At 59.1% G+C, this 20,073-nt stretch carries 20 protein-coding genes; 5 read left to right on the top strand and 15 right to left on the bottom strand.

The features are described from left to right. The first annotated feature begins 91 nt into the window (after positions 1 to 91). Positions 92 to 682 carry a metal-dependent hydrolase gene (locus KHQ24_RS07190; RefSeq protein ID WP_004203834.1) on the top strand — a complete coding sequence of 197 codons (591 nt, stop codon included), beginning with the start codon at positions 92 to 94 and terminating at the stop codon, positions 680 to 682. A gap of 135 nt (positions 683 to 817) precedes the next feature. Beyond that, positions 818 to 2,209, top strand: a complete 1,392-nt coding sequence (locus KHQ24_RS07185; RefSeq protein WP_017898666.1) for an L-cystine transporter — start codon at positions 818 to 820, stop codon at positions 2,207 to 2,209. A 57-nt stretch (positions 2,210 to 2,266) separates the two neighbouring features. On the opposite strand, the gene cedA is transcribed toward KHQ24_RS07185, so the two are convergent. After that, positions 2,267 to 2,521 (bottom strand): cell division activator CedA, encoded by a 255-nt coding sequence (cedA, locus tag KHQ24_RS07180; protein WP_008807754.1) that lies wholly within the window; start codon positions 2,519 to 2,521, stop codon positions 2,267 to 2,269. Positions 2,522 to 2,711: 190 nt separating this feature from the next. On the opposite strand from cedA, the gene katE reads away from it, so the two are divergent. Beyond that, positions 2,712 to 4,970 carry a catalase HPII gene (gene katE / locus KHQ24_RS07175; RefSeq protein ID WP_049002938.1) on the top strand — a complete coding sequence of 753 codons (2,259 nt, stop codon included), beginning with the start codon at positions 2,712 to 2,714 and terminating at the stop codon, positions 4,968 to 4,970. 55 nt (positions 4,971 to 5,025) lie between these two features. Here the strand turns inward: katE and chbG are convergent, their stop codons facing one another. The 8 genes from chbG to osmE all read right to left on the bottom strand — a co-directional run bounded on the left by chbG (position 5,026) and on the right by osmE (position 10,950). Beyond that, positions 5,026 to 5,784: a chitin disaccharide deacetylase gene (gene chbG / locus KHQ24_RS07170; RefSeq protein WP_017898664.1), complete on the bottom strand. Its 759-nt coding sequence runs from the start codon at positions 5,782 to 5,784 to the stop codon at positions 5,026 to 5,028. Between the two features lie 12 nt (positions 5,785 to 5,796). Beyond that, positions 5,797 to 7,143: a 6-phospho-beta-glucosidase gene (locus KHQ24_RS07165; RefSeq protein ID WP_211777193.1), complete on the bottom strand. Its 1,347-nt coding sequence runs from the start codon at positions 7,141 to 7,143 to the stop codon at positions 5,797 to 5,799. Between the two features lie 110 nt (positions 7,144 to 7,253). After that, positions 7,254 to 8,078, bottom strand: a complete 825-nt coding sequence (gene chbR / locus KHQ24_RS07160) for a transcriptional regulator ChbR (protein ID WP_004203825.1) — start codon at positions 8,076 to 8,078, stop codon at positions 7,254 to 7,256. 27 nt (positions 8,079 to 8,105) lie between these two features. Next, a complete protein-coding gene (gene chbA / locus KHQ24_RS07155) occupies positions 8,106 to 8,453 on the bottom strand; it encodes a PTS N,N'-diacetylchitobiose transporter subunit IIA (RefSeq protein WP_004203824.1) in 348 nt (115 codons plus the stop codon). Between the two features lie 53 nt (positions 8,454 to 8,506). After that, entirely contained in the window at positions 8,507 to 9,865 is a 1,359-nt protein-coding gene (chbC, locus tag KHQ24_RS07150) for a PTS N,N'-diacetylchitobiose transporter subunit IIC (protein ID WP_004203823.1), read from the bottom strand. A gap of 11 nt (positions 9,866 to 9,876) precedes the next feature. Continuing rightward, the gene (locus KHQ24_RS07145; RefSeq protein WP_032425961.1) at positions 9,877 to 9,993 is read right to left on the bottom strand and encodes a hypothetical protein; all 117 of its coding nucleotides are present in this window, start codon (positions 9,991 to 9,993) and stop codon (positions 9,877 to 9,879) included. 19 nt (positions 9,994 to 10,012) lie between these two features. Continuing rightward, positions 10,013 to 10,333 carry a PTS N,N'-diacetylchitobiose transporter subunit IIB gene (chbB, locus tag KHQ24_RS07140; protein ID WP_002901547.1) on the bottom strand — a complete coding sequence of 107 codons (321 nt, stop codon included), beginning with the start codon at positions 10,331 to 10,333 and terminating at the stop codon, positions 10,013 to 10,015. 278 nt (positions 10,334 to 10,611) lie between these two features. Next, positions 10,612 to 10,950: an osmotically-inducible lipoprotein OsmE gene (gene osmE, locus KHQ24_RS07135; RefSeq protein WP_049116281.1), complete on the bottom strand. Its 339-nt coding sequence runs from the start codon at positions 10,948 to 10,950 to the stop codon at positions 10,612 to 10,614. 282 nt (positions 10,951 to 11,232) lie between these two features. On the opposite strand from osmE, the gene nadE reads away from it, so the two are divergent. Next, on the top strand, positions 11,233 to 12,060 hold the full coding sequence (gene nadE / locus KHQ24_RS07130; RefSeq protein ID WP_004203821.1) for an ammonia-dependent NAD(+) synthetase: 828 nt from the start codon (positions 11,233 to 11,235) through the stop codon (positions 12,058 to 12,060). Between the two features lie 99 nt (positions 12,061 to 12,159). Then, positions 12,160 to 13,023, top strand: coding sequence for an excinuclease Cho (gene cho, locus KHQ24_RS07125; protein ID WP_017898663.1), 864 nt, complete (start codon positions 12,160 to 12,162; stop codon positions 13,021 to 13,023). 87 nt (positions 13,024 to 13,110) lie between these two features. On the opposite strand, the gene spy is transcribed toward cho, so the two are convergent. From spy to KHQ24_RS07095, 6 genes are all read right to left on the bottom strand, one after another. Beyond that, positions 13,111 to 13,596, bottom strand: a complete 486-nt coding sequence (gene spy / locus KHQ24_RS07120; RefSeq protein WP_075205488.1) for an ATP-independent periplasmic protein-refolding chaperone Spy — start codon at positions 13,594 to 13,596, stop codon at positions 13,111 to 13,113. Positions 13,597 to 13,939: 343 nt separating this feature from the next. Then, entirely contained in the window at positions 13,940 to 14,905 is a 966-nt protein-coding gene (astE, locus tag KHQ24_RS07115) for a succinylglutamate desuccinylase (protein ID WP_004203816.1), read from the bottom strand. Positions 14,906 to 14,914: 9 nt separating this feature from the next. After that, positions 14,915 to 16,240 carry an N-succinylarginine dihydrolase gene (astB, locus tag KHQ24_RS07110; protein WP_049116283.1) on the bottom strand — a complete coding sequence of 442 codons (1,326 nt, stop codon included), beginning with the start codon at positions 16,238 to 16,240 and terminating at the stop codon, positions 14,915 to 14,917. Continuing rightward, positions 16,237 to 17,715, bottom strand: coding sequence for a succinylglutamate-semialdehyde dehydrogenase (gene astD / locus KHQ24_RS07105; RefSeq protein WP_211777192.1), 1,479 nt, complete (start codon positions 17,713 to 17,715; stop codon positions 16,237 to 16,239). The genes astB and astD overlap by 4 nt, the downstream gene beginning before the upstream one ends. After that, a complete protein-coding gene (gene astA / locus KHQ24_RS07100; protein ID WP_211777191.1) occupies positions 17,712 to 18,746 on the bottom strand; it encodes an arginine N-succinyltransferase in 1,035 nt (344 codons plus the stop codon). The genes astD and astA overlap by 4 nt, the downstream gene beginning before the upstream one ends. Next, positions 18,743 to 19,963, bottom strand: coding sequence for an aspartate aminotransferase family protein (locus tag KHQ24_RS07095; RefSeq protein ID WP_064183083.1), 1,221 nt, complete (start codon positions 19,961 to 19,963; stop codon positions 18,743 to 18,745). The genes astA and KHQ24_RS07095 overlap by 4 nt, the downstream gene beginning before the upstream one ends. Between the last annotated feature and the right edge of the window lie 110 nt (positions 19,964 to 20,073).

The following is a 20,073-nucleotide window of genomic DNA, read 5'->3' as shown; positions in this document are numbered from 1 at the left end:
GAATTTGTGACAAAGAGTTACACCGTCACCTCTTCCGTGCACTGTATAAAAACCCTATACTGTATGAATCGACAGTTTAGGGTGTGTTATCATGACGGCGGAAGGCCATCTCTTCTTTTCAATCGCCTGCGCAGTATTTGCCAAAAACGCAGAGTTAACGCCGGTGCTGGCGCAGGGCGACTGGTGGCATATTGTGCCCTCCGCGGTCTTGACCTGCCTGCTGCCGGACATCGATCACCCAAAGTCGTTTCTTGGCCAGCGGCTGAGCTGGATCTCAAAGCCCGTGGCGCGGGCCTTTGGCCACCGCGGCTTCACCCACAGCCTGCTGGCGGTGTTTGGCGCGCTGACGCTATTCTACCTCAAGGTGCCTGACAGCTGGATTGTCCCGGCGGACGCCCTCCAGGGCCTGGTGCTGGGCTATCTCAGCCACATCCTTGCCGATATGCTCACCCCAGCCGGGGTGCCGCTGCTGTGGCCCTGCCGCTGGCGCTTTCGGCTACCGATCCTTGCGCCGCGCAAAGGCAACCAGCTGGAGCGCGCCTTATGTATGGCGCTGTTCATCTATGCCGTCTGGATGCCGCAGACGCTGGCGGACAACACCGCGATACGCTGGTCTTCCGGGGTGATTAATTCCCTGCAGATCACCTTCAATCGCTTCATAAGTCACCAGAGTGGGCGATAAACCGGCAGAAAACACCTTTTGGTTATAACCCATTCCATTTGAATATAAGTCCTTGATAACGCCTTCTGCTAACCTTGCGGTCATAAGAGCTGGTTATCCACCAGCCCGGGTTATAAAAATATCAGGAGAACGGGGATGAACTTTCCATTAATAGCGAACGTAGTCGTGTTCGCCGTATTGTTGTTTGCGCTGGGGCAAACGCGCCATAAACAGTGGAGCCTGGCCAGGAAGGTCCTGGTCGGCCTGGCGATTGGCGTGATCTTTGGTCTGGCGCTACAGCTGATCTATGGGTCTGACAGCCAGGTGCTGAAGGATTCCATCCAGTGGTTTAATATCGTCGGCAACGGTTATGTCCAGCTGCTGCAAATGATCGTTATGCCGCTGGTCTTCGCGTCAATCCTTAGCGCGGTGGCTCGCCTGCACAATGCCTCGCAGCTGGGGAAAATCAGCTTCCTGAGCATCGGGACTCTGTTGTTCACCACCCTGATCGCCGCTCTGGTTGGCGTGCTGGTGACTAACATGTTCGGCCTCACCGCCGAGGGACTGGTCCAGGGCAGCGCGGAGACCGCCCGTCTGAACGCCATTCAGAGCAACTATGTGGGTAAAGTGGCCGATCTCAGCGTCCCGCAGCTGATCCTCTCCTTCGTGCCGAAGAACCCGTTTGCTGACCTGACCGGGGCTAACCCGACCTCGATCATCAGCATCGTCATTTTCTCGGCGTTCCTCGGCGTCGCAGCCCTGAAGCTGCTGAAAGAGGATGTGGAAAAAGGCCAGCGCGTCCTGACCGCCATTGATACCCTGCAGGGCTGGGTGATGAAGCTGGTTCGTCTGGTGATGCAGCTGACCCCTTACGGCGTTCTGGCGCTGATGACCAAAGTGGTTGCCGGGTCGAATCTGCAGGATATCATCAAGCTTGGCGGCTTCGTGGTGGCCTCGTACATCGCGCTGGGCATCATGTTTATCGTCCACGGCCTGCTGCTGGCGATTAACGGCGTCAGCCCGCTGAAGTATTTCCGTAAAGTCTGGCCGGTGATCACCTTCGCCTTCACCAGCCGCTCCAGCGCCGCCTCCATTCCGCTGAACGTGGAAGCGCAGACCCGTCGTCTCGGCGTACCGGAGTCGATTGCCAGCTTCTCCGCTTCCTTTGGCGCCACCATTGGTCAGAACGGCTGCGCCGGTATCTACCCGGCCATGCTGGCGGTGATGGTCGCACCGACCGTAGGCATCAACCCGCTGGATCCGATGTGGATTGCCACCCTCGTGGGCATCGTCACCGTCAGCTCGGCGGGCGTCGCCGGAGTGGGCGGCGGGGCCACCTTCGCCGCGCTGATCGTCCTGCCGGCGATGGGCCTGCCGGTGACCCTCGTGGCGCTGCTGATCTCCGTCGAGCCGCTGATCGATATGGGACGTACCGCGCTGAACGTTAACGGCTCCATGACCGCCGGGACGCTGACCAGCCAGTGGCTGCGCCAGACCGACAAGTCGATTTTCGATAGCGAAGAAGAAGCCGAACTGGCGCATCGCTAAACGGTAAGCACAAAAAAACCGCTGATAATCAGCGGTTTTTTTATTTCTGCAGCAGACTCAGGCTTCAATCTCTCCTTCCTGACGCACCTGGTTAGCCCAGCGCTGCGCCGACTCCGGCACGCTGAACGCCGGTGAACGGCGAAAATGCTCTCCCATCAGCAGAAAGGCGACATACTTCCCGCGCAAAATCCAGACATCGCGAAAATGGTCCATTTTCACGGCATGTTCCGGGGGCGCAGGCTCCACGCGCGGCACGTAGCTAATGACAGGGCGATTTTGTTGGCGCAATGGTTTCATAACAAATGGATTCACTAAGCAAAGCGGGAAACAGAAACCTCTATCATAGCCGATCGTGGCCCCGTTCGTCGCCCCCCTGCCGCCGATGCGCATTTTAGGATAACTCCCTGCCCCCTGGCCGGGCGCAGGCAGCGTAATGTTCTATAGTTAGAAGGGTTTTGGTTTATCAACGACCACTTTTAGCAATGAAAGCAGGAGACGAGCAATGTCTGATAAGCACCCAAACCCTCACCACCAGCAGGCACCGGTCCACGGCAGCGAGGAAGCGCAGCCGGGTCTCGACTCGCTGGCGCCGGATGACCGGGAGTGGCGCCCCACGCCGAAACCCACCGCCCCTGGCGCTGAACCGACCGCCCCTGGCAGCCTGAAAACGCCTGATACCCACAGCAAAAAACTCGATGCCCTGGAGCCACAGCGCAAAGGCGGAGAAGACTATCCGCTGACCACTAACCAGGGCGTGCGCATTGCCGACGATCAGAACTCGCTGCGCGCCGGTACCCGCGGCCCAACGCTGCTGGAAGATTTCATTCTGCGGGAGAAGATCACCCACTTCGACCACGAGCGAATTCCGGAGCGTATCGTTCATGCCCGCGGCTCAGCAGCCCACGGCTACTTCCAGCCCTACAAAAGCCTGACAGCCTTGACCAAAGCCGATTTTCTCTCGGCAGCCGATAAAATCACCCCGGTCTTTGTGCGCTTCTCCACCGTGCAGGGCGGCGCGGGGTCGGCGGACACCGTTCGTGATATTCGCGGCTTCGCCACCAAGTTTTACACCGACGAGGGGATTTTTGACCTCGTCGGCAACAACACCCCGGTTTTCTTTATCCAGGACGCGCTGAAGTTTCCCGACTTTGTCCACGCCGTGAAGCCTGAGCCCCACTGGGCCATCCCCCAGGGACAAAGCGCTCACGATACGTTCTGGGACTATGTTTCCCTGCAGCCGGAAACGCTGCACAACGTGATGTGGGCGATGTCCGATCGCGGCATCCCGCGCAGCTATCGCACCATGGAAGGCTTTGGCATCCACACCTTCCGCCTGATCAATGCCGAGGGCAAAGCCACCTTTGTTCGCTTCCACTGGAAACCGGTCGCCGGCAAGGCGTCGCTGGTATGGGATGAAGCGCAGAAGCTGACCGGCCGTGACCCCGATTTTCATCGCCGCGACCTGTGGGAGGCCATTGAAGCCGGGGACTACCCGGAATTTGAGCTCGGCCTGCAGTTGATCCCCGAAGAGAATGAATTTGATTTTGACTTCGACCTGCTCGATCCCACCAAGCTGATCCCCGAGGCGCTGGTGCCGGTGCAACGGGTCGGCAAAATGGTCCTCAACCGCAACCCGGACAACTTCTTTGCCGAAAACGAACAGGCGGCCTTCCATCCCGGGCATATCGTCCCGGGCATCGATTTCAGCAACGATCCGCTGCTGCAGGGGCGCCTCTTCTCCTACACCGATACCCAGATAAGCCGCCTCGGCGGACCGAATTTCCATGAAATCCCGATCAACCGGCCGACCTGCCCGTACCACAACTTCCAGCGCGACGGTATGCACCGGATGGAGATTGACACCAACCCGGCCAACTACGAACCCAACTCGATCAACGATAACTGGCCGCGCGAGACGCCGCCAGCCGCCAAACGCGGCGGTTTTGAGTCCCTCGCCGAGCGCGTCGACGGCGAGAAGATCCGTCAGCGCAGCCCGTCATTCGGCGAATATTACGCCCAGCCGCGTCTGTTCTGGCTGAGCCAGACGCCGATTGAGCAGCAGCATATTATCGATGGCTTCAGCTTCGAGCTTAGCAAAGTGGTCCGCACCTGGATCCGCGAGCGGGTGGTCGATCACCTGGCCCATATTGATACCCGGCTGGCGGAAACGGTCGGGGCGAATTTAGGTATCGAACTGAGCGATGAGCAGCGCAGCCTCACTCTGCCCTCCCCGGTCAACGGCGTGGAGAAAGATCCCACCCTCAGCCTCTACGCGGATGCCGAAGGGGATGTGAAAGGTCGTGTGGTGGCGGTGCTGCTCAATGAGCGTACCTCGGCGCAGGATCTGGTCCATCTCCTGCAGGCGCTACAGGCCCGGGGCGTGCACAGTAAACTGCTCTATTCGCGGATGGGGGAAGTCGTCGCCGACGATGGCTCTCCCCTGCCGATCGCCGGCACCTTCGCCGGCTCCCCGTCGCTGACGGTGGATGCCGTGGTGGTGCCCGGCGGCGATCTCAGCGCCTTGAGCCAGAGCGGCGACGCGCGCTACTACCTGCTGGAGGCCTATAAGCATCTGAAGCCGATCCTGCTGGCAGGCGATGCGCGGCAGTTAACGTCGGTTCTGCAGGTCCCGGCCCAGGGCGAAGAGGGCGTCATCGTCACCGATGCTCTTGACACGCCGGCGGCAGATAAACTGCTCGCCCTGATGACGGCCCACCGGGTATGGTCGAGAAGCCCGAAAATCGCCGCTATTCCGGCGTAGCAAAAAGCCCGGCACGGTGTGCCGGGCTTGACTCACTTTCCTTTCCCCGTCGGGTTTACACGTCGCGGTAGGTTCCCAGGCGATAACCCCGGTCGGCCACCGCCGCTTTCAGCGAGGCGGACGTCAGCACATCAAGCTCGCCCAGCCGCGGATAGCAGTAGGCGCTGCCCATGATGGTCTGGTCGACAAAGGCCGGATGACACATCACCTCCAGAGAGCGCTCCTCGCGGGCGATTGAGGCGTCCAGCGTCTGCAGGAACAGCGCCTCAGAGACGGCTTCCCCGTAAAACTCGCTGCTGAAGCCTGCGCTGCTGCGCGCCGCCTGCTGATCGAGACCGCTCTGCGCCGCCACCTGGCGATCAATGCGCAACGCGATGCCCTTGTCGCGGGCAAAAGCCGCGACGATGGGGTAGATCGGAGCGATCATATGCACATGGTGATGACTGTCGAGATGCGTCGGCTCATGACCGAAGAGTTCGATAAAACGACGGTACTGACACGCCAGCTCATGGGCAATCTCCTCCAGCGGCAGGTTATCTTCTTCCGCCTGCTGCCAGATCCATTTGCCCAGCCGGCCGTCGCGGGTTAACCCCGGCATGGCCGACAGCGGTTCGCCCAGCGTCAGCACAAAGTGCATCCCGACCGCCAGCTCCGGCGTACTGCGGCTCAGCTGGGCGGCGTGGTCAATAGCCGCGCCGTTGACCAGCGCCGTAGTTGATGTCACCACGCCGTTGCGGCAGGCCTCGATAATGCCGTAGTTCTGCCCTTTACTGAGGCCGAAGTCGTCGGCATTGACGATCAATACGCGTTCCATTAGCCGCTCCCGTTACGCTTTCAGTTTTTCGATCGTCGCCGCAAAGTTCGGCAGCCATTTTTCATGGGCCAGAATCATCTCCCGCGCCAGCTGCTCGGCGTCACGATCGGAATGGATCAGCGGGCTTAAGTTCAGCGCCAGCAGCACGTCGTTCAGCTCACCGCTGATCGCCGCCTGGCTGGCCGCCACTTCAAACCCTTTGATGGTGTAGATAAGCCCCAGCACCTTCTCGTTGAAATGGGTGATGCGCGGCGTCGGCTTCGCGCCATCGCGACCTAAGGTGCAGCTCATCTCGACCGCCCAGTCCGCCGGGATATTATCGATATGGCCATGATGTGGGATATTCACATAGTGCTCAGTCTGCTTATCGTTATAGATAGCGTTGATCACTTCGCAAGCGGCATCGGAGTAATAGGCGCCCCCGCGCTGCTCCAGCTCCTTCGGCTTGACCTTGAGATCCGGATTTTTATACAGCTCAAACAGCTGCTTCTCCACTTTCTGCACCACCTGGGCGCGCGCGCCGCCCTTATAGTACTCGCCCATCTCAATCGCCAGCATCTCTTTTGGCTTAAAGTAATAGAGCAGATAGGAGCATGGGATCAGGCGCAGGGAGCGGATCAGCCCTTCGCTGAACGGCAGGTCGAAGATATTTTTTACCGAGTTCGCGGTCAGGCGGCCGGAGGCGACGCCATCCAGCAGTTCATCGAAGCGCGAGACGCCATTAACCAGCACGTCGCGGACGAACACCAGGTGGTTCAGACCGAACAGGTCGATGTGCAGCTCATCGCTCGGGCTGAGCTGCAGCACGTCGGTGATGAACATCTTCATGCCGATGGGAATGTTGCACACCCCGATAAAGCGTTTGAAACTGGTGTGACGATAGACCGCCTCGGTGACCATGCCCGCCGGGTTGGTGAAGTTGATGATCCACGCGTCCGGGCAGATCTCCTGCACATCTTTCACGATGTCGAAAATCACCGGGATGGTGCGCAGCCCCTTAAACAGCCCACCCGCCCCGTTGGTCTCCTGGCCAAGATAACCGTGGCTCAGCGGGATACGCTCATCTTTTTCCCGCGCCTTCAGCTGGCCCACGCGCAGCTGGGTAGTGACGAAATCTGCGCCCTGCAGCGCCTCGCGGCGGTCCAGCGTTTTATAAACCTTCATCGGCACGCCGGCTTTTTCCACCATCCGCTCGCACAGCGCATGGATAATATCGAGCTTCTCCTGGCCCTCTTCCACATCCACCAGCCACAGCTCTGTCACCGGCAGTTCATGATAACGTTTCAGGAAACCTTCCAGTAATTCCGGGGTATAGCTGCTACCGCCGCCAATAGTGACGACTTTTAATTTCTGGCTCATCTTTTTCTCCCTTAGACGCTGCGTGTAGACGCAGGCCGCTCTCCGCATAAATGCGGACAGTTAACTTAAATTAGTTATGGTGTAAGCCTGGCGGCTAATACCGCCTGGGCTTAATTAATACTGGTCAAATGTTTTCGATAACTACTCGGTGTAAACGAGGTCAGCTTTTTAAAGGTTTTAATAAACAGGCTCGGGCTGCTGTACCCTGATTCATAGGCAATATCCGTCACCGAATAGTTGGTAATTTCCAGCTGCTTTTTGGCAAAATTGATACGGATATCGTTAATTATCTGCATCGGCGTTTTACCATAATAGCGCTGGGTCGCCCGGGTTAAATACTCCTGCGTTTTGCCCGATAGCCGAACCATATTCTCGAGGGCGCTCTCGCCAAACTCCAGTTTATCGTGCATAGCCTCAACGGTATTTTTTAACCATTGCGGGACGACGTCTGCAACCGGCTCTTCGCGATAGTGACGTAAACGGTTAATGACATAAAAGGAGACCAGCTCGATAAATTCGTCAAATTCCGTTTCGCGAAAATTGAGTGAGGCGATGACCGACTCAATGTAGCCGAGAAAAGCGCTCTGCACGGCGTAGACCTGCGACGCCACCAGGCCAAACGGCAGCAGCGGCAGATAATGTTTCTCAAAGAAGCGCCTGCTGATGCCGACGTTAAGGATGCGCGTCGCACCAAATTCATAGAAGCTCTGGTGGTGCGAACCCATCGGGATAAAGACAAAATCCCCGCGCTCCAGCAGCACCCGTTTGCCATTGATCTCCTGGTAATAGCGCCCGGTTAATACGACGGTAAATTCGTAGTAATCATGCTGGTGGAGCCCGCTCACGCTTTCCGTTTTGTTATAGATGACCACATGAAAGTTCTTCCCGTTGAACAACTGCTGTTCTCTGGCGGTACTGATCTCGGTGGTCATCATCCTGGGCTGCCTCATCGTCGCGATGGCCTATTGTACCTTCTCGTGCAGCTCAATCAATTCCGCTACCAGCTCGCGGGCCAGCATGGAGGTCATCAGGTGATCCTGAGCATGCACCAGCACCAGGCTGACCTTCATTTTCCCCTCGCCCTCGTCGCTTTCGATAAGCTGGGTCTGCACCCGATGCGCCTCGCTCAGCGCCTGACGCGACTGCTCCATCATCGTTTTCGCCGCGGCAAAATCCCCCTGCTTGGCCTGCTTCAGCGCGGCATAGGCCAGACTACGCGCTTGGCCGGAGTTGATAATCAGCCCCATCACCACCTCTTCGAGGTCGTTTTCCGGGGTCTCTACCGCGTCGATGTTGTCCAGATCAAACATAATATTTCCCTCATTTCTCAGGCGGTACGGGACGTTGCCCGTACCGCGCGGTATCAGAATTTCAGTGCGTTGGCGATGTCTTCTTCGCTCTCTTCCTGCTCGATAACGGTCTGCGCTTTATTCGACAGCACCACAAACGGCAGGTAGACCAGGGTGGAGACGCCAAGGTTGAACAGGGCGACCAGCAGAGCGGCGACACTGCCGTTACTGTTAAAGAACGCCCCCAGGCCAGTTGGCATGGTCCACGGCGCCAGGTTGGTCACCGGTGGGATAATCCCCAGGCTGTAGGCCGCGAGAGTAATGGCCGCCAGAATCGGCTGGACCAGCACGAACGGGATGAACATCACCGGGTTCATGATGATCGGCAGGCCAAAAAGAATCGGTTCGTTAATCTGGAAGATGCCTGACGGCAGCGCCAGCTTCGCGACCTGACGATGGTCAGCGCGGCGGGAAGCGATAAAGATGGCGATAATCAGACCCAGCGTCGCCCCGGAACCCCCCAGCAGGATGTAGGAGTCGAGCATCGGCTTGGCCCAGAAGTGGAACTGTTTACCCGCTTCGATCGCTGCATCAACCGATCCGTACTGGTTGTACAGGGCGATGTTTTCCAGCGCCCACGGCGTCATGATGCCGTTATCCAGCGCGGTCAGCGCCAGCGAACCGTGCACCCCGAAGAACCACAGCAGGGAGTTAAAGATGACGTATGCCCAGCCGACCACGCTGCCCATCGCCGCCAGCGGCGTGGAGATGGAGTCCATGATGATCTGGTGGAAGTTGCTGCCGTAGCTCGACAGGGCCCACGAGATAATGCCGAAGATGGAGAGGATCAAGAAGCCAGGGATCAGCGCAGAGAAAGAGCGCGATACCGATCCCGGCACGCTGTCCGGCAGTCTGATCACCCAGTTGCGACGGATCACGAAGGTGAACAGTTCCGCGACGACCAGACCGATAATCATACCGGAGATGATGTTCTGCCCGCCCAGCCAGTTGGCGCCGACGGCATAGGCTTCGCCCACGCTGTACGGGGTCACGGTCATGAAGGCCGCTACCGCCAGCAGGCCAGCGGCCATCGGGTCGACTTTGCGCTCTTCCGCCAGCGCGGAGCCGATAAAGAATGGCGCCATCAACGACATAATGCCGAGGGTGCCGTTATAGACGTTGCCGCCGATAGCCTTAAAACCGTTTAAGGTTTCAATGGTAGAGGCATCCAGGCGAATGCCCATGGAGTAAAAGAAAGAGCCTTCGCCGAAGCTCAGAAAAACGTTGTTAATTAATACAAACATGGCCCCGGCGAGGGTCAACGGCATGAGTTTAATAAATCCATTTTTAATCGCATTAATATGCGGCTGCTTTCCTATTTTCACTGCAAAAGGAAGGAGTACCTTTTCAAGCGAGTCGATCACTTTACTCATAGTCAATACCCTTAAAAGCCGCAATAAACTATTACGGCGATGATGTATGAAATTACTCTTTGACGGGAAAATAAACTCTTTATTTTTTGACGGCCGGCAACAGAATGCCGCCAGGCGTCAAAATACATCGAGTTTTAAAATTTAAAATTATTGTGCTGCAGCTTTCTTAATGGCCGCGACGGCGGCTTTCAATACCCCTAAACCATCCACCTTGCCATACAGAAGAGAATCGATGACTTCTACCGGTTTATTTGGCAGCAGGCGCTGAATTTCCGGTAACATATACGCAATTTGTGGCCCTAATAATACAACGTCGGCTTCTGGTCCCTTTTCACCCGCGAGAGTTTCAGGATAGGCTTCAATAATGACCGGGACTTCGTATTTTTCCGCCTGCGCCCGCATTTTGGAGACCAGCAGTGACGTGGACATGCCTGCCGAGCAGAACAGATAAATGTGTTTCTTTTCCATGAACGCTTCCTCAATGTGTGAGACCAGGGCCTTCAGTAACCGCTGAGAGCCGGTAAGACTGGTAACATCCGGTTAATTCTGTTTATGGGTTGAGTATACGGCAAGCTGAGCCGTCGTGATAATTCCCTGTTGAACAGAATTGTCTCTCATTGACCTCCGGTTTTGACTACCCTCACATTTTCACCCAAATAATTCGCGCAATTAAATAAGCATCAGGACTCACAAAAAAGCCCGACCAGTGGTCGGGCTTACGTACAACTCAGTCAACAGTAAGGCGCTTACTTAGCGTTGCGCGGATCCGTATCATACTCGGCGCAGGTCTGGTAGCCGGAGTTCATCACGTGCCCCGTTTCGTCGAGGGCCACAAAGTAGGTCTCCACTTTACCATCTCGTTGACCGAGGATATAGGTCTGGCAGGTGCCGCGGGCATGGACCATCGTCACTTCCGTTGAAGGTTTGCCAGCGATCTGCATCACCTGCTGACGCGACATCCCTTTCTTCACATCTTTCACCACCGGCTGGGTAAACTGGTCTTTGGTACGATCGTAAGCGGTACAGCCCGCGAGTAAGGTTAACGCGACGGTGACGCCCAGTATTCCTGCTAAGCTTTTCTTCATTTTGGTTCCTCTCTTCCACTGTGTAACGATAAGCCTGGAATAAATAGTGTTATTTTTCAAGCCGAACAGCGAAATCATGTCTGAGTGTGTTATTACGTAAACAGGATTGACGCTCCGCCGCCGACCGGCGCTTTCTCCTGCGCGGTGGCATCTATAATGAAATCCTATGTCATTGATTGCCTTCTTTTCCGGCAGTCAAAACCCCGGTCCTTGTCGTTTCAGCGGCAAAGAGGTAGCTTTAAGCCAACAGGTTGCCAAACAGATTCACTTTCGGAGGGCGCGATGACGCTACAACAAGAGATTATTCAGGCGCTGGGCGCGAAGCCGCAGATCGATGCCGCAGACGAGATCCGTCGCAGCGTCGATTTCCTGAAATCCTATCTGCAGACTTACCCTTTTATTAAATCACTGGTGCTGGGTATCAGCGGCGGCCAGGACTCGACCCTGACGGGGAAACTGTGCCAGATGGCGATCAATGAACTGCGCGCCGAAACGGGCGACAGCAGCCTGCAGTTTATCGCCGTCCGTTTACCCTACGGCGTGCAGGCGGATGAGCAGGACTGCCAGGATGCCATCGCCTTTATTCAGCCTGACCGGGTGTTGACGGTGAATATCAAAGCCTCGGTACTGGCAAGCGAACAGGCGCTGCGCGAAGCGGGGATCGAACTGAGCGACTTCGTTCGCGGCAACGAAAAAGCCCGTGAGCGCATGAAAGCCCAGTACAGCATCGCCGGGATGACCCAAGGGGTGGTAGTCGGCACCGACCATGCAGCGGAGGCGATTACCGGCTTCTTCACCAAATATGGCGACGGCGGCACCGACATCAACCCGATCTTCCGGCTGAACAAACGTCAGGGCAAACAGCTGCTGGCCCATCTCGGCTGCCCGGAACATCTGTATAAGAAGTTACCGACAGCCGATCTGGAAGACGATCGCCCCTCCCTGCCGGATGAAGTGGCGCTGGGGGTGACCTATGAGAATATCGACGACTATCTGGAAGGCAAAACGCTGGACCCCAGCATCGCCAAAACGATCGAAGGCTGGTATCTGAAAACCGAACACAAGCGTCGGCCACCGATCACCGTCTTTGACGATTTCTGGAAAAAATAGTCCCTCCCCCGCCCCGGCCCGCGCCGGGGTTGTTTTTTGCGCTTTTCGCCGCAAAAACCGCCTGCTATACTGGATAGATAGACAGTATCAGGAGTTATTGTGGCCAGAAAGCAATCTGCCCCGCGTCTGGAGTTTGAGGCGGCGGCGATCTATGAATATCCCGAACACCTTCGCCCGTGGCTGGAGACACTGCCGAAGCTGCCGGGCGTCTATCAGTTTCACGGCGATAGCGACACGATGCCGCTCTATATCGGCAAGAGCGTCAACCTCCGCAGCCGGGTGCTCTCCCACCTGCGCACCCCTGAAGAGGCGGCGATGCTGCGTCAGTCCCGGCGTATCACCTGGCAGCGCACCGCTGGCGAGCTGGGAGCGCTGCTGCTGGAGGCGCGGTTGATTAAAGAGCAGCAGCCGCTGTTTAACAAGCGGCTACGGCGTAACAAGCAACTCTGCGCCTGGCTGCTTGCGGACGACCGGCCGCAGATTGTCTATGCCCGCGAGGTTGATTTCTCGCACCAGCAGCATCTCTATGGTCTGTTCGCCAACCGGCGGGCGGCGCTGCAGATGCTGCAGAGCCTTGCTGACGAACAGCGCCTCTGTTACGGCCTGCTCGGTCTGGAGCCGCTCAGCCGCGGCCGCGCCTGCTTTCGATCCGCACTGGGCCGCTGCGCCGGCGCCTGCTGTGGAAAGGAGAGCGTGGAGGCGCACCGTCAGCGTCTGCTGGCGCAGATGAGCAAGCTGCAGCTGGTGTGCTGGCCGTGGGCAGGACCGGTGGCGCTGGAGGAGCGCGGCCCGGATATGACGCAGTATCATGTCATTCATAACTGGCTGTGGCTGGGAGCCGTCGACTCGCTCAATGAGGCCGCTGCGCTGACCCGCCTGCCCGCCGGATTCGACCAGGATGGTTACAAAATCCTCTGTAAGCCTCTGCTCAGCGGCAACTACCCGTTGCATCCGCTTGGCTGAAAGACCAGAAACAAAAAACCGCCGGCCCTGCCCAACGCCTGATGGCATTATTGGGCAAGACCGGCGGTCTTGATTCAGTGCGCTACATTATTCAGCGGGTGCAGGCATTTTACCTGCCGGCGCGTTGCGTTCTGTCAGATGCTTCTCAAAATTGGCATTGAACTGTTTTTTCTGCTCCGGGGTCAGAATGTTGTAGATCTTGTTCTGCGTTTCCAGGCGGGACAGCGCCATCGCTTTATGCTGCGCTTCCATCTTATCGATCTGCGCTTCCGCTTTCGCCTTATCAAAGGTATCGCTGGCGATCAGCTCGTGCATCGCGCGGCGTTCGTCAAGGGACGGACGCTTCATGTTTTCGCGCTGGCTCTTCATGATCTCGCGGATCTGCTGCTTCTGCGCATCGGTCAGGTTCAGGCCTTTAAACATCATGTCATGCTGACCCGGGCCGCCTTTATGATGCATCATCATCGGCTTGCTGTCGCTCGGCGCGGTGGTGGTATCGGCGGCGTGTGCCAGGTTAGCCGCGCCCAGAGCCAGAGTAGAGGCAACAAACAGTGCAGTGAGTTTCTTCATCATTCAATCCTTACTTTACGTTATTCTTACGGCGCGTTGCCGTGTTGACGAGATTAACTTTACGACGTTTATCGTCAATTAGTCAGAGCAAGAGTAAAACAATGAAAGTGTAAAAAACAGTTTCTCACCAATTATGGAGGAAATAAGGAATTTGAACGAAGAATTGCAATAAAAAATAAATAACTTGCTGTTTTGCACAGGAATTATGGAGAGTATAAAGGAGCGACGATTAAAAACAAAGCATTTTACCAGGAATAATCTGCAAATTTACACTGGCGCACGAAAAAATAAGAAGATGAACAACGACGCGCGAAATAAAGCAGGCCGCCCGGCGGACGGCTTGCCCTCAGGATAATTTTTCCAGCATCAGGCCAGCGCGCAGCCCCCTGGCCACCGCCGGATTGGGAAACAGAACATACTCCGGCTCTGCCCCCACCACATACCGCGTCTCCCCCTCCTCCGCCAGCAGCGTGCCTGGGGCGAAGGGGGTGAAGTTCAGCGTCTGTTCCGCCATATGCAAGCGGAAATCATCGCTATGGCGGGTGATCTGCTGCACCACCCGGTAGCGCAGCGGCGCCGGGGCGTCGGCAATGGCCAGATCCCCCACCAGCAACCGGGAGATAGCCCCCTCGGCGGCGGCAAACTGCGTTAGATCGTTTTCCCCCAACGGCAGCGCTTTACCCAGTTCAAGAGTGCAGGCCAGCGCCGCGAACCGTTCGCAGCTGAAATGGGTGAAGGTCCCGCCCGGCTGGCGATGAAATACCAGCGCCTCCAGCCCGGCGCCGCCCAACCAGTGAAGAAAATCCTCCTCCCAGGGCGTATCGCGGGCCGGGAGCACGCCGAAGCGCGGATGCAGCGACCCGCGGATCGCGGTATGCAGATCGAGGTGCCAGCGCGGACCATCATGGTCGCGATAGAAACGGGCCACCGCCTGCTCCAGCCGCTGCGCCCGCTGCGTCTCCTCGCTGGCCGGGAACTGCCGCCAGCGCTCGCCAAACATCCGGTTCATATCGCTGTGCAGATAGCGTTTATTCGCCCGCAGCGCCGGCGGGTTACCGACGATCACCAGCAGCCGCCAGCGCAGGGGGAGAGCCTCCCGGACCAGCCGCTGCACCAGCCGGTCGACAATCTCCACCGGCGCCGTTTCGTTGCCATGGATGGCGCAGGAAAGCACCAGCCCGCGCTCGCAGCGCGCATGCGGCGTCAGCTCGAGGATCCCCTCGCCGAGCCAGTGCCAGCGGAAATGGGCCGTCTCGCCGTGAAAGTGATGGGGCAATCGCCCCGCCAGGGTTAATGCCAGAAAGTGTTCCACCGCGTCCCCTTATTGCTGAAATGGATAAACCGAACCGAGCTGCAGGATCTGGGTCAACCGATCCAGCGCATCGCGCCCTTCCCGCAGCAGCTGTGGGTCGGCGAGGTCGGCCTGGGTGAGGCGGTCGCGATAGTAGCGATCCACCCAGTCATTGAGGGTGGCAAACAGCGTATCGTTCATCAGGACGTGCGGATTGACCGCCTGATACTCCTCGGACGTCAACACCACCCGCAGGCGCAGGCACGCCGGACCGCCGCCGTTGGCCATACTCTCGCGCAGATCAAACACCTGCAGCGCGGCGATGGGGTTATCTGCGGCCAGCAGCTCATTAAGATAGTTCCACACGCCCGGATGCGCCTGGGCTTCCTGGGGCAGGATCAGCGCCATGCTGCCGTCCGCCCGGCTCAACAGCTGACTGTTGAACAGATAGGTAGCAACCGCCTCTTCCACCGTGACCCGGCTGGCGGGAACCACCAACGGGGTAAAGCCCGGCACCTGCTGCGCAAGCTGCTGCAAAACCGCGTCCTGGTCGGCAAAGGCCTGCTCATGGCAGAACAGGACCTGACGGTTGCTCACCGCGATGACGTCGTTATGAAAAACCCCCTTGTCGATCGCCTCCGGATGCTGGCGGGCGAAGATCAGCTGGCGGGGATTGACCTGATTGAGGCGCGCCACCGCCTGGCTTGCCTCAAGGGTTTGCCGCGCCGGATAGCGACGTGGCGCCTCCTCGCTTCCCCGACGGCGGCCATAGACAAATAGCTGGACGCCGGGGGCGCCATATTCGCCGCCGAGACGGTTATGGTTCGCCGCCCCTTCGTCGCCAAACCAGGCAGAGGCAGGCAGCGCCGGGTGGATGGCAAATCGCGTGCGGTCCGGGAATATCGCCTGCAGCAGCGCCCCGGTGGTGGGGGCTTCACTGGCGCGGTGGAATTTATCCTGCAGATTCGCCACCGTCAGGTGCACCAGGCCATCCAGCGAATCGGCGGAGGGACAAACCGTCGCGGCGTTCGCCACCCACATCGCCGAGGCCGAACTCACCGCCGACAGCAGATCCGGATCCTGCTGGGCCGCACGGGCCACCACCTGCTCATCGCTGCCGCTAAAGCCCAGCTGACGCAGGAGCGACACGTTGGGTCGTTCCTGAGGGGGGATCACCGCCTGCGGATAGCCGGCGTCGGCAAGGGCTTTCATTTTTTTCAGCCCCTGCTTCGCCGCCAGCTGCGGGTTCGACACCCGATAGCGGTGCCGGGTGGAGGCCTCATTGCCAAAGGAGAGCCCTGCGTAGTGATGGGTCAGTCCGGGCAGACCATCAAAGTTGACTTCGCGGGCGGTCATAACGCCTCCCCGGCCCGGAAGTCGAGCCCCGGATTGAGACTGGCGGGCAGCGTCAGGGTCGGCGATTCGAGACTGGCCATCGGCCAGGCGCAATAATCTGCGGCATACCAGGCCCCGGGGCGATGATTGCCTGAGGCTCCGGTGCCGCCGAACGGCGCGGTACTCGCCGCCCCGGTCAGGGGTTTGTTCCAGTTGACTATCCCGGCCCGCGCCTCAAGCAGCAGCCGATCGAACTTCTCTCGTTCCGGGGAGATTAACCCGCAGGAGAGGCCGAAGCGGGTGGCGTTGGCCAGGGCAATCGCCTCTTCGAAAGTATCGTAGCGCCAGACCCCAAGCAGCGGGCCGAACACCTCTTCATCCTCGACCTGGGCCATGTCGCTCATGTTGACAATCCCCGGCGTCAGCAGCGACGTCCCGGCCTGCAATAACCGCGGCTCCAGCAGGGTGACCGCGCCAGCAGCGACCCGCTGCAGCCAGGCCTGATGCACTTTCTGCGCGGCCTGTTCAGAGATAAGCCCGCCGAGAAACGGCTGCGGCTCAGCGTCCCACGCCGCGGGGATCAGCCGTTGGCTGACCGTCACCAGCCTGGAGAGGAAGGCATCCCCCGCCTCTCCGCGCCGGACCAGCAGACGTCGGGCGCAGGTGCAGCGCTGGCCGGCGGTAATAAAGGCGGACTGGATGGTCAGATGCACCGCGGCATCGACGTCCCGTGGGTCGTCAACGATCAGCGGATTATTGCCGCCCATCTCCAGCGCGAGGATCTTTTGCGGCTGCCCGGCCAGCTGGCGATGCAGATGAAAACCGGTGGTCGAGCTGCCGGTAAACAACAGCCCGTCGATGTCCGCCTGGCCGCTGAGCGCCTCGCCGGTTTCCCGACCGCCCTGCAGCAGGTTGAGCACGCCGGCGGGCAGGCCAGCTTGCTCCCACAGCTTCACCACCGCTTCGCCGCTGTGCGGGGTTAATTCGCTGGGTTTAAAGACCACGGTATTGCCCGCCAGCAACGCCGGCACGATATGCCCGTTCGGCAGATGGCCGGGAAAGTTATAGGGACCAAAGACCGCCAGCACGCCATGCGGCCGGTGACGCAGCGTCGCGGCGCCATCGGGCAGATCGCTGTGCTGTTCACCAGTGCGGGTGTGATACGCCTTCACCGAGATCGCCACCTTGTTGATCATCGCCGTCACTTCCCCGGCCGCCTCCCAGCGCGGCTTTCCGGTCTCGGTGCCGATAATCGCCGTCAGCTCCGCCTTGCTGGCCTCCAGCAGGCTGGCAAACTTTTCGACGATGGCCTGGCGGTCGGCAAACGGCAGCCGCGCCCAGGCCGGGAACGCCTGGCGGGCAGCCGCGACCGCCTCGGCAACCTGCCCGGCATCCGCCGCCTCGCCCTGCCAGACAATCTTCAGGTTGACCGGATCCTGTTTGCTGAAGCGCGGCCCATCGCCGGGCCGCCATTCACCGTTAATCCACAGACTCATGCGGTTTTCTCCTCAGGGATCAAGCGCACCATGCGCACCTGGTCGCCAGCATGACACTTCAGCATATCCAGCTCGCGGGCGCTGAGGGTCAGGGTGTCGCCATCCGGGTCGGCATGCACCAGCAGGGCGCGGAACTGGTGATACTGTTCGTTCGCCACCAGGCACAACGGCCAGTCGCCGGGTGGCGTTTCGCCGGCCTCGGTGGTCACCAGACGGCTTTTGCGGATCGCCCGCACCCGGTCGATATCGCACTCCAGGGTCGGGCCTCCGTCGAAAATATCGATGTAGTTCAGGTAGCGGAATCCCTCTTTCTCCAGCACCGTCCGGGCCGGGGCGGTCTGCGGATGGACCTTGCCGATCACCGCCTGCGCCTCGGGGGTGAGGAAATCGATATACAGCGGATGCTTGGGCATCAGGGCGGCAATGAAAGCCTTTTGTCCGGTGCCGCACAGGTAGTCGGCGCGGGAAAACTCCATGGCGAAAAAGCGTTTGCCCAGGCTCTCCCAGAACGGGGAATAGCCGTGCTCGTCAATCACCCCGCGCATCTCGGCGACCACCTTCTCATTGAAGCGCTCGCGAAAAGCGGCCATAAATAAGAAGCGCGATTTCGACAGCAGATAGCCATTGCCCTCTTTGCGCCACTGCGGGTCGAGGAACAGGGTGCACAGCTCACTGCTGCCGGTGTGGTCGTTACTGAGAAACAGCGTCGGCAGCGCCTGGTAGACGTTAAGCTCCTTCGAGGCATGGACCTGAGTGCCGACCCGGTAGTTGTACCAGGGATCGTTGAGGCCCACCGCCACCTCTAGCGCGCAGATGCCCACCACCGTGCCGCTCTCGCTCTCCTCCAGCACAAAGACATAGCCCTGCTCGCTTTTCGGCAGCTCGCCGCGCCAGGTTTGCTGCGAGCGGGCGATCCGCGCCGCGAGGGTCGCTTCATCCACCGGCAGCGAGGTCAGCCCGCCGCCGGTCTCCGCTGCCAGCTTCAGCAGCCCGGGCAGATCGCCCGACTCCACCGGTCGAATAACCATCATGATGAGACTCCCGCCAGGAAACGCGCGCAGGCCCGCTCGACGCGATCCAGACCGCTGTTCACCTCTTCTTCACTGACGTTCAGCGCCGGAGCGAAACGCACCACGTTGGCGCCGGCGATCAAGATCATCACCCCCTCTTCCGCCGCCAGGTTGCTGAGGGCTTTCGCCTTCCCGGCCCAGGCGTCGTTCAGCACGCAGCCGAGCAACAGCCCCAGGCCGCGGATCTCCTTGAACAGGCCATAGCGGACGTTGATCGCCTGCAGACGTTCGCAAAACCACTGATGGCGCTGTCTGACGCCGGAGAGCACTTCCGGGGTGTTGACGATCGACAGCAGCTCGCCGGCCACCGCCCCCGCCAGCGGGTTGCCGCCGTAGGTGGTGCCGTGGGTGCCGACGGTCATCACGCTGGCGCAGGCCTCTGTGGCCAGCAGCGCGCCGATGGGGAAGCCGCCGCCCAGCGCTTTGGCGGTAGTCAGCACATCGGGCGTCACGCCGTAGTGCATATAGGCGTACAGCTCGCCGGTGCGCCCGACCCCAGTCTGCACTTCATCGAAAATCAGCAGGGCGTTGTGCTGGTCGCAAAGCTGACGCAGGCCGCGTAAAAACTCGACGCTGGCCGGCACCACGCCCCCTTCACCCTGCACCGGCTCGACGATCACCGCGCAGGTTTGGTCATTGATTAAGGCCTTTGCCGACTCGAGATCGTTAAACACCGCATGCTGGATCTGCGGCGGCAGCGGAGCAAAATCCCGGGAGTAGGCCGGCTGACCGCCCGCCGAAACGGTGAACAGCGTCCGCCCGTGGAAAGCGTTCTGAAAGGCGACGATGCCGCTTTTCTCGCTGCCAAAGCGATCGTGGGCATATTTACGCGCCAGCTTGAGCGCCGCCTCATTAGCCTCGGCCCCGGAGTTACAGAAGAAGACCCGATCGGCGAAAGTGGCATCAATAAGCATTTTGGCCAGCCGCAGGATCGGCTCATTAGTATAGCCGTTGCCGGTATGCCAGAACTTGCCCGCCTGCTCGGTGAGGGCCTGCACCAGACGCGGATGCGCATGCCCCAGCGCGTTCACGGCGATACCGCCGGCAAAATCGATATACTCTTTGCCCTGCTGATCCCACAGCCGCGACCCGGCGCCCCGCACCGGAATAAACGCCGCTGGCGCGTAGACCGGCATCATCCATTCATCAAAGTGGTTACGCGTAATTGACTGAGACATATCGACCTCTTCCGGTAAATTAAAAGTAGCAATAATGTTAATAAATATGAGTTATTACGCTGTAAATGTAGATTGCACGGTTCGTGCCAGCCAGCGATAAAAATGCATAA

Origin of the sequence: Klebsiella sp. 54 (assembly GCF_018223875.1) — a bacterium.
GTDB lineage: Bacteria > Pseudomonadota > Gammaproteobacteria > Enterobacterales > Enterobacteriaceae > Klebsiella > Klebsiella quasipneumoniae.
Note: the sequence above shows the minus strand (reverse complement) of the source record. Positions and strands in the feature narration are given on the sequence as shown.

Excerpts from the sequence above, each read along its gene's own strand:
- KHQ24_RS07190 (WP_004203834.1), top strand. The coding sequence starts at position 92 with ATGACGGCGGAAGGCCATCTCTTCTTTTCAATCGCCTGCGCAGTATTT.
- KHQ24_RS07185 (WP_017898666.1), top strand. The coding sequence starts at position 818 with ATGAACTTTCCATTAATAGCGAACGTAGTCGTGTTCGCCGTATTGTTG.
- katE (WP_049002938.1), top strand. The coding sequence starts at position 2,712 with ATGTCTGATAAGCACCCAAACCCTCACCACCAGCAGGCACCGGTCCAC.
- chbG (WP_017898664.1), bottom strand. The coding sequence starts at position 5,784 with ATGGAACGCGTATTGATCGTCAATGCCGACGACTTCGGCCTCAGTAAA.
- KHQ24_RS07165 (WP_211777193.1), bottom strand. The coding sequence starts at position 7,143 with ATGAGCCAGAAATTAAAAGTCGTCACTATTGGCGGCGGTAGCAGCTAT.
- chbR (WP_004203825.1), bottom strand. The coding sequence starts at position 8,078 with ATGATGACCACCGAGATCAGTACCGCCAGAGAACAGCAGTTGTTCAAC.
- chbA (WP_004203824.1), bottom strand. The coding sequence starts at position 8,453 with ATGTTTGATCTGGACAACATCGACGCGGTAGAGACCCCGGAAAACGAC.
- chbC (WP_004203823.1), bottom strand. The coding sequence starts at position 9,865 with ATGAGTAAAGTGATCGACTCGCTTGAAAAGGTACTCCTTCCTTTTGCA.
- KHQ24_RS07145 (WP_032425961.1), bottom strand. The coding sequence starts at position 9,993 with ATGTATTTTGACGCCTGGCGGCATTCTGTTGCCGGCCGTCAAAAAATA.
- chbB (WP_002901547.1), bottom strand. The coding sequence starts at position 10,333 with ATGGAAAAGAAACACATTTATCTGTTCTGCTCGGCAGGCATGTCCACG.
- osmE (WP_049116281.1), bottom strand. The coding sequence starts at position 10,950 with ATGAAGAAAAGCTTAGCAGGAATACTGGGCGTCACCGTCGCGTTAACC.
- nadE (WP_004203821.1), top strand. The coding sequence starts at position 11,233 with ATGACGCTACAACAAGAGATTATTCAGGCGCTGGGCGCGAAGCCGCAG.
- spy (WP_075205488.1), bottom strand. The coding sequence starts at position 13,596 with ATGATGAAGAAACTCACTGCACTGTTTGTTGCCTCTACTCTGGCTCTG.
- astB (WP_049116283.1), bottom strand. The coding sequence starts at position 16,240 with ATGACCGCCCGCGAAGTCAACTTTGATGGTCTGCCCGGACTGACCCAT.
- astD (WP_211777192.1), bottom strand. The coding sequence starts at position 17,715 with ATGAGTCTGTGGATTAACGGTGAATGGCGGCCCGGCGATGGGCCGCGC.
- astA (WP_211777191.1), bottom strand. The coding sequence starts at position 18,746 with ATGATGGTTATTCGACCGGTGGAGTCGGGCGATCTGCCCGGGCTGCTG.
- KHQ24_RS07095 (WP_064183083.1), bottom strand. The coding sequence starts at position 19,963 with ATGTCTCAGTCAATTACGCGTAACCACTTTGATGAATGGATGATGCCG.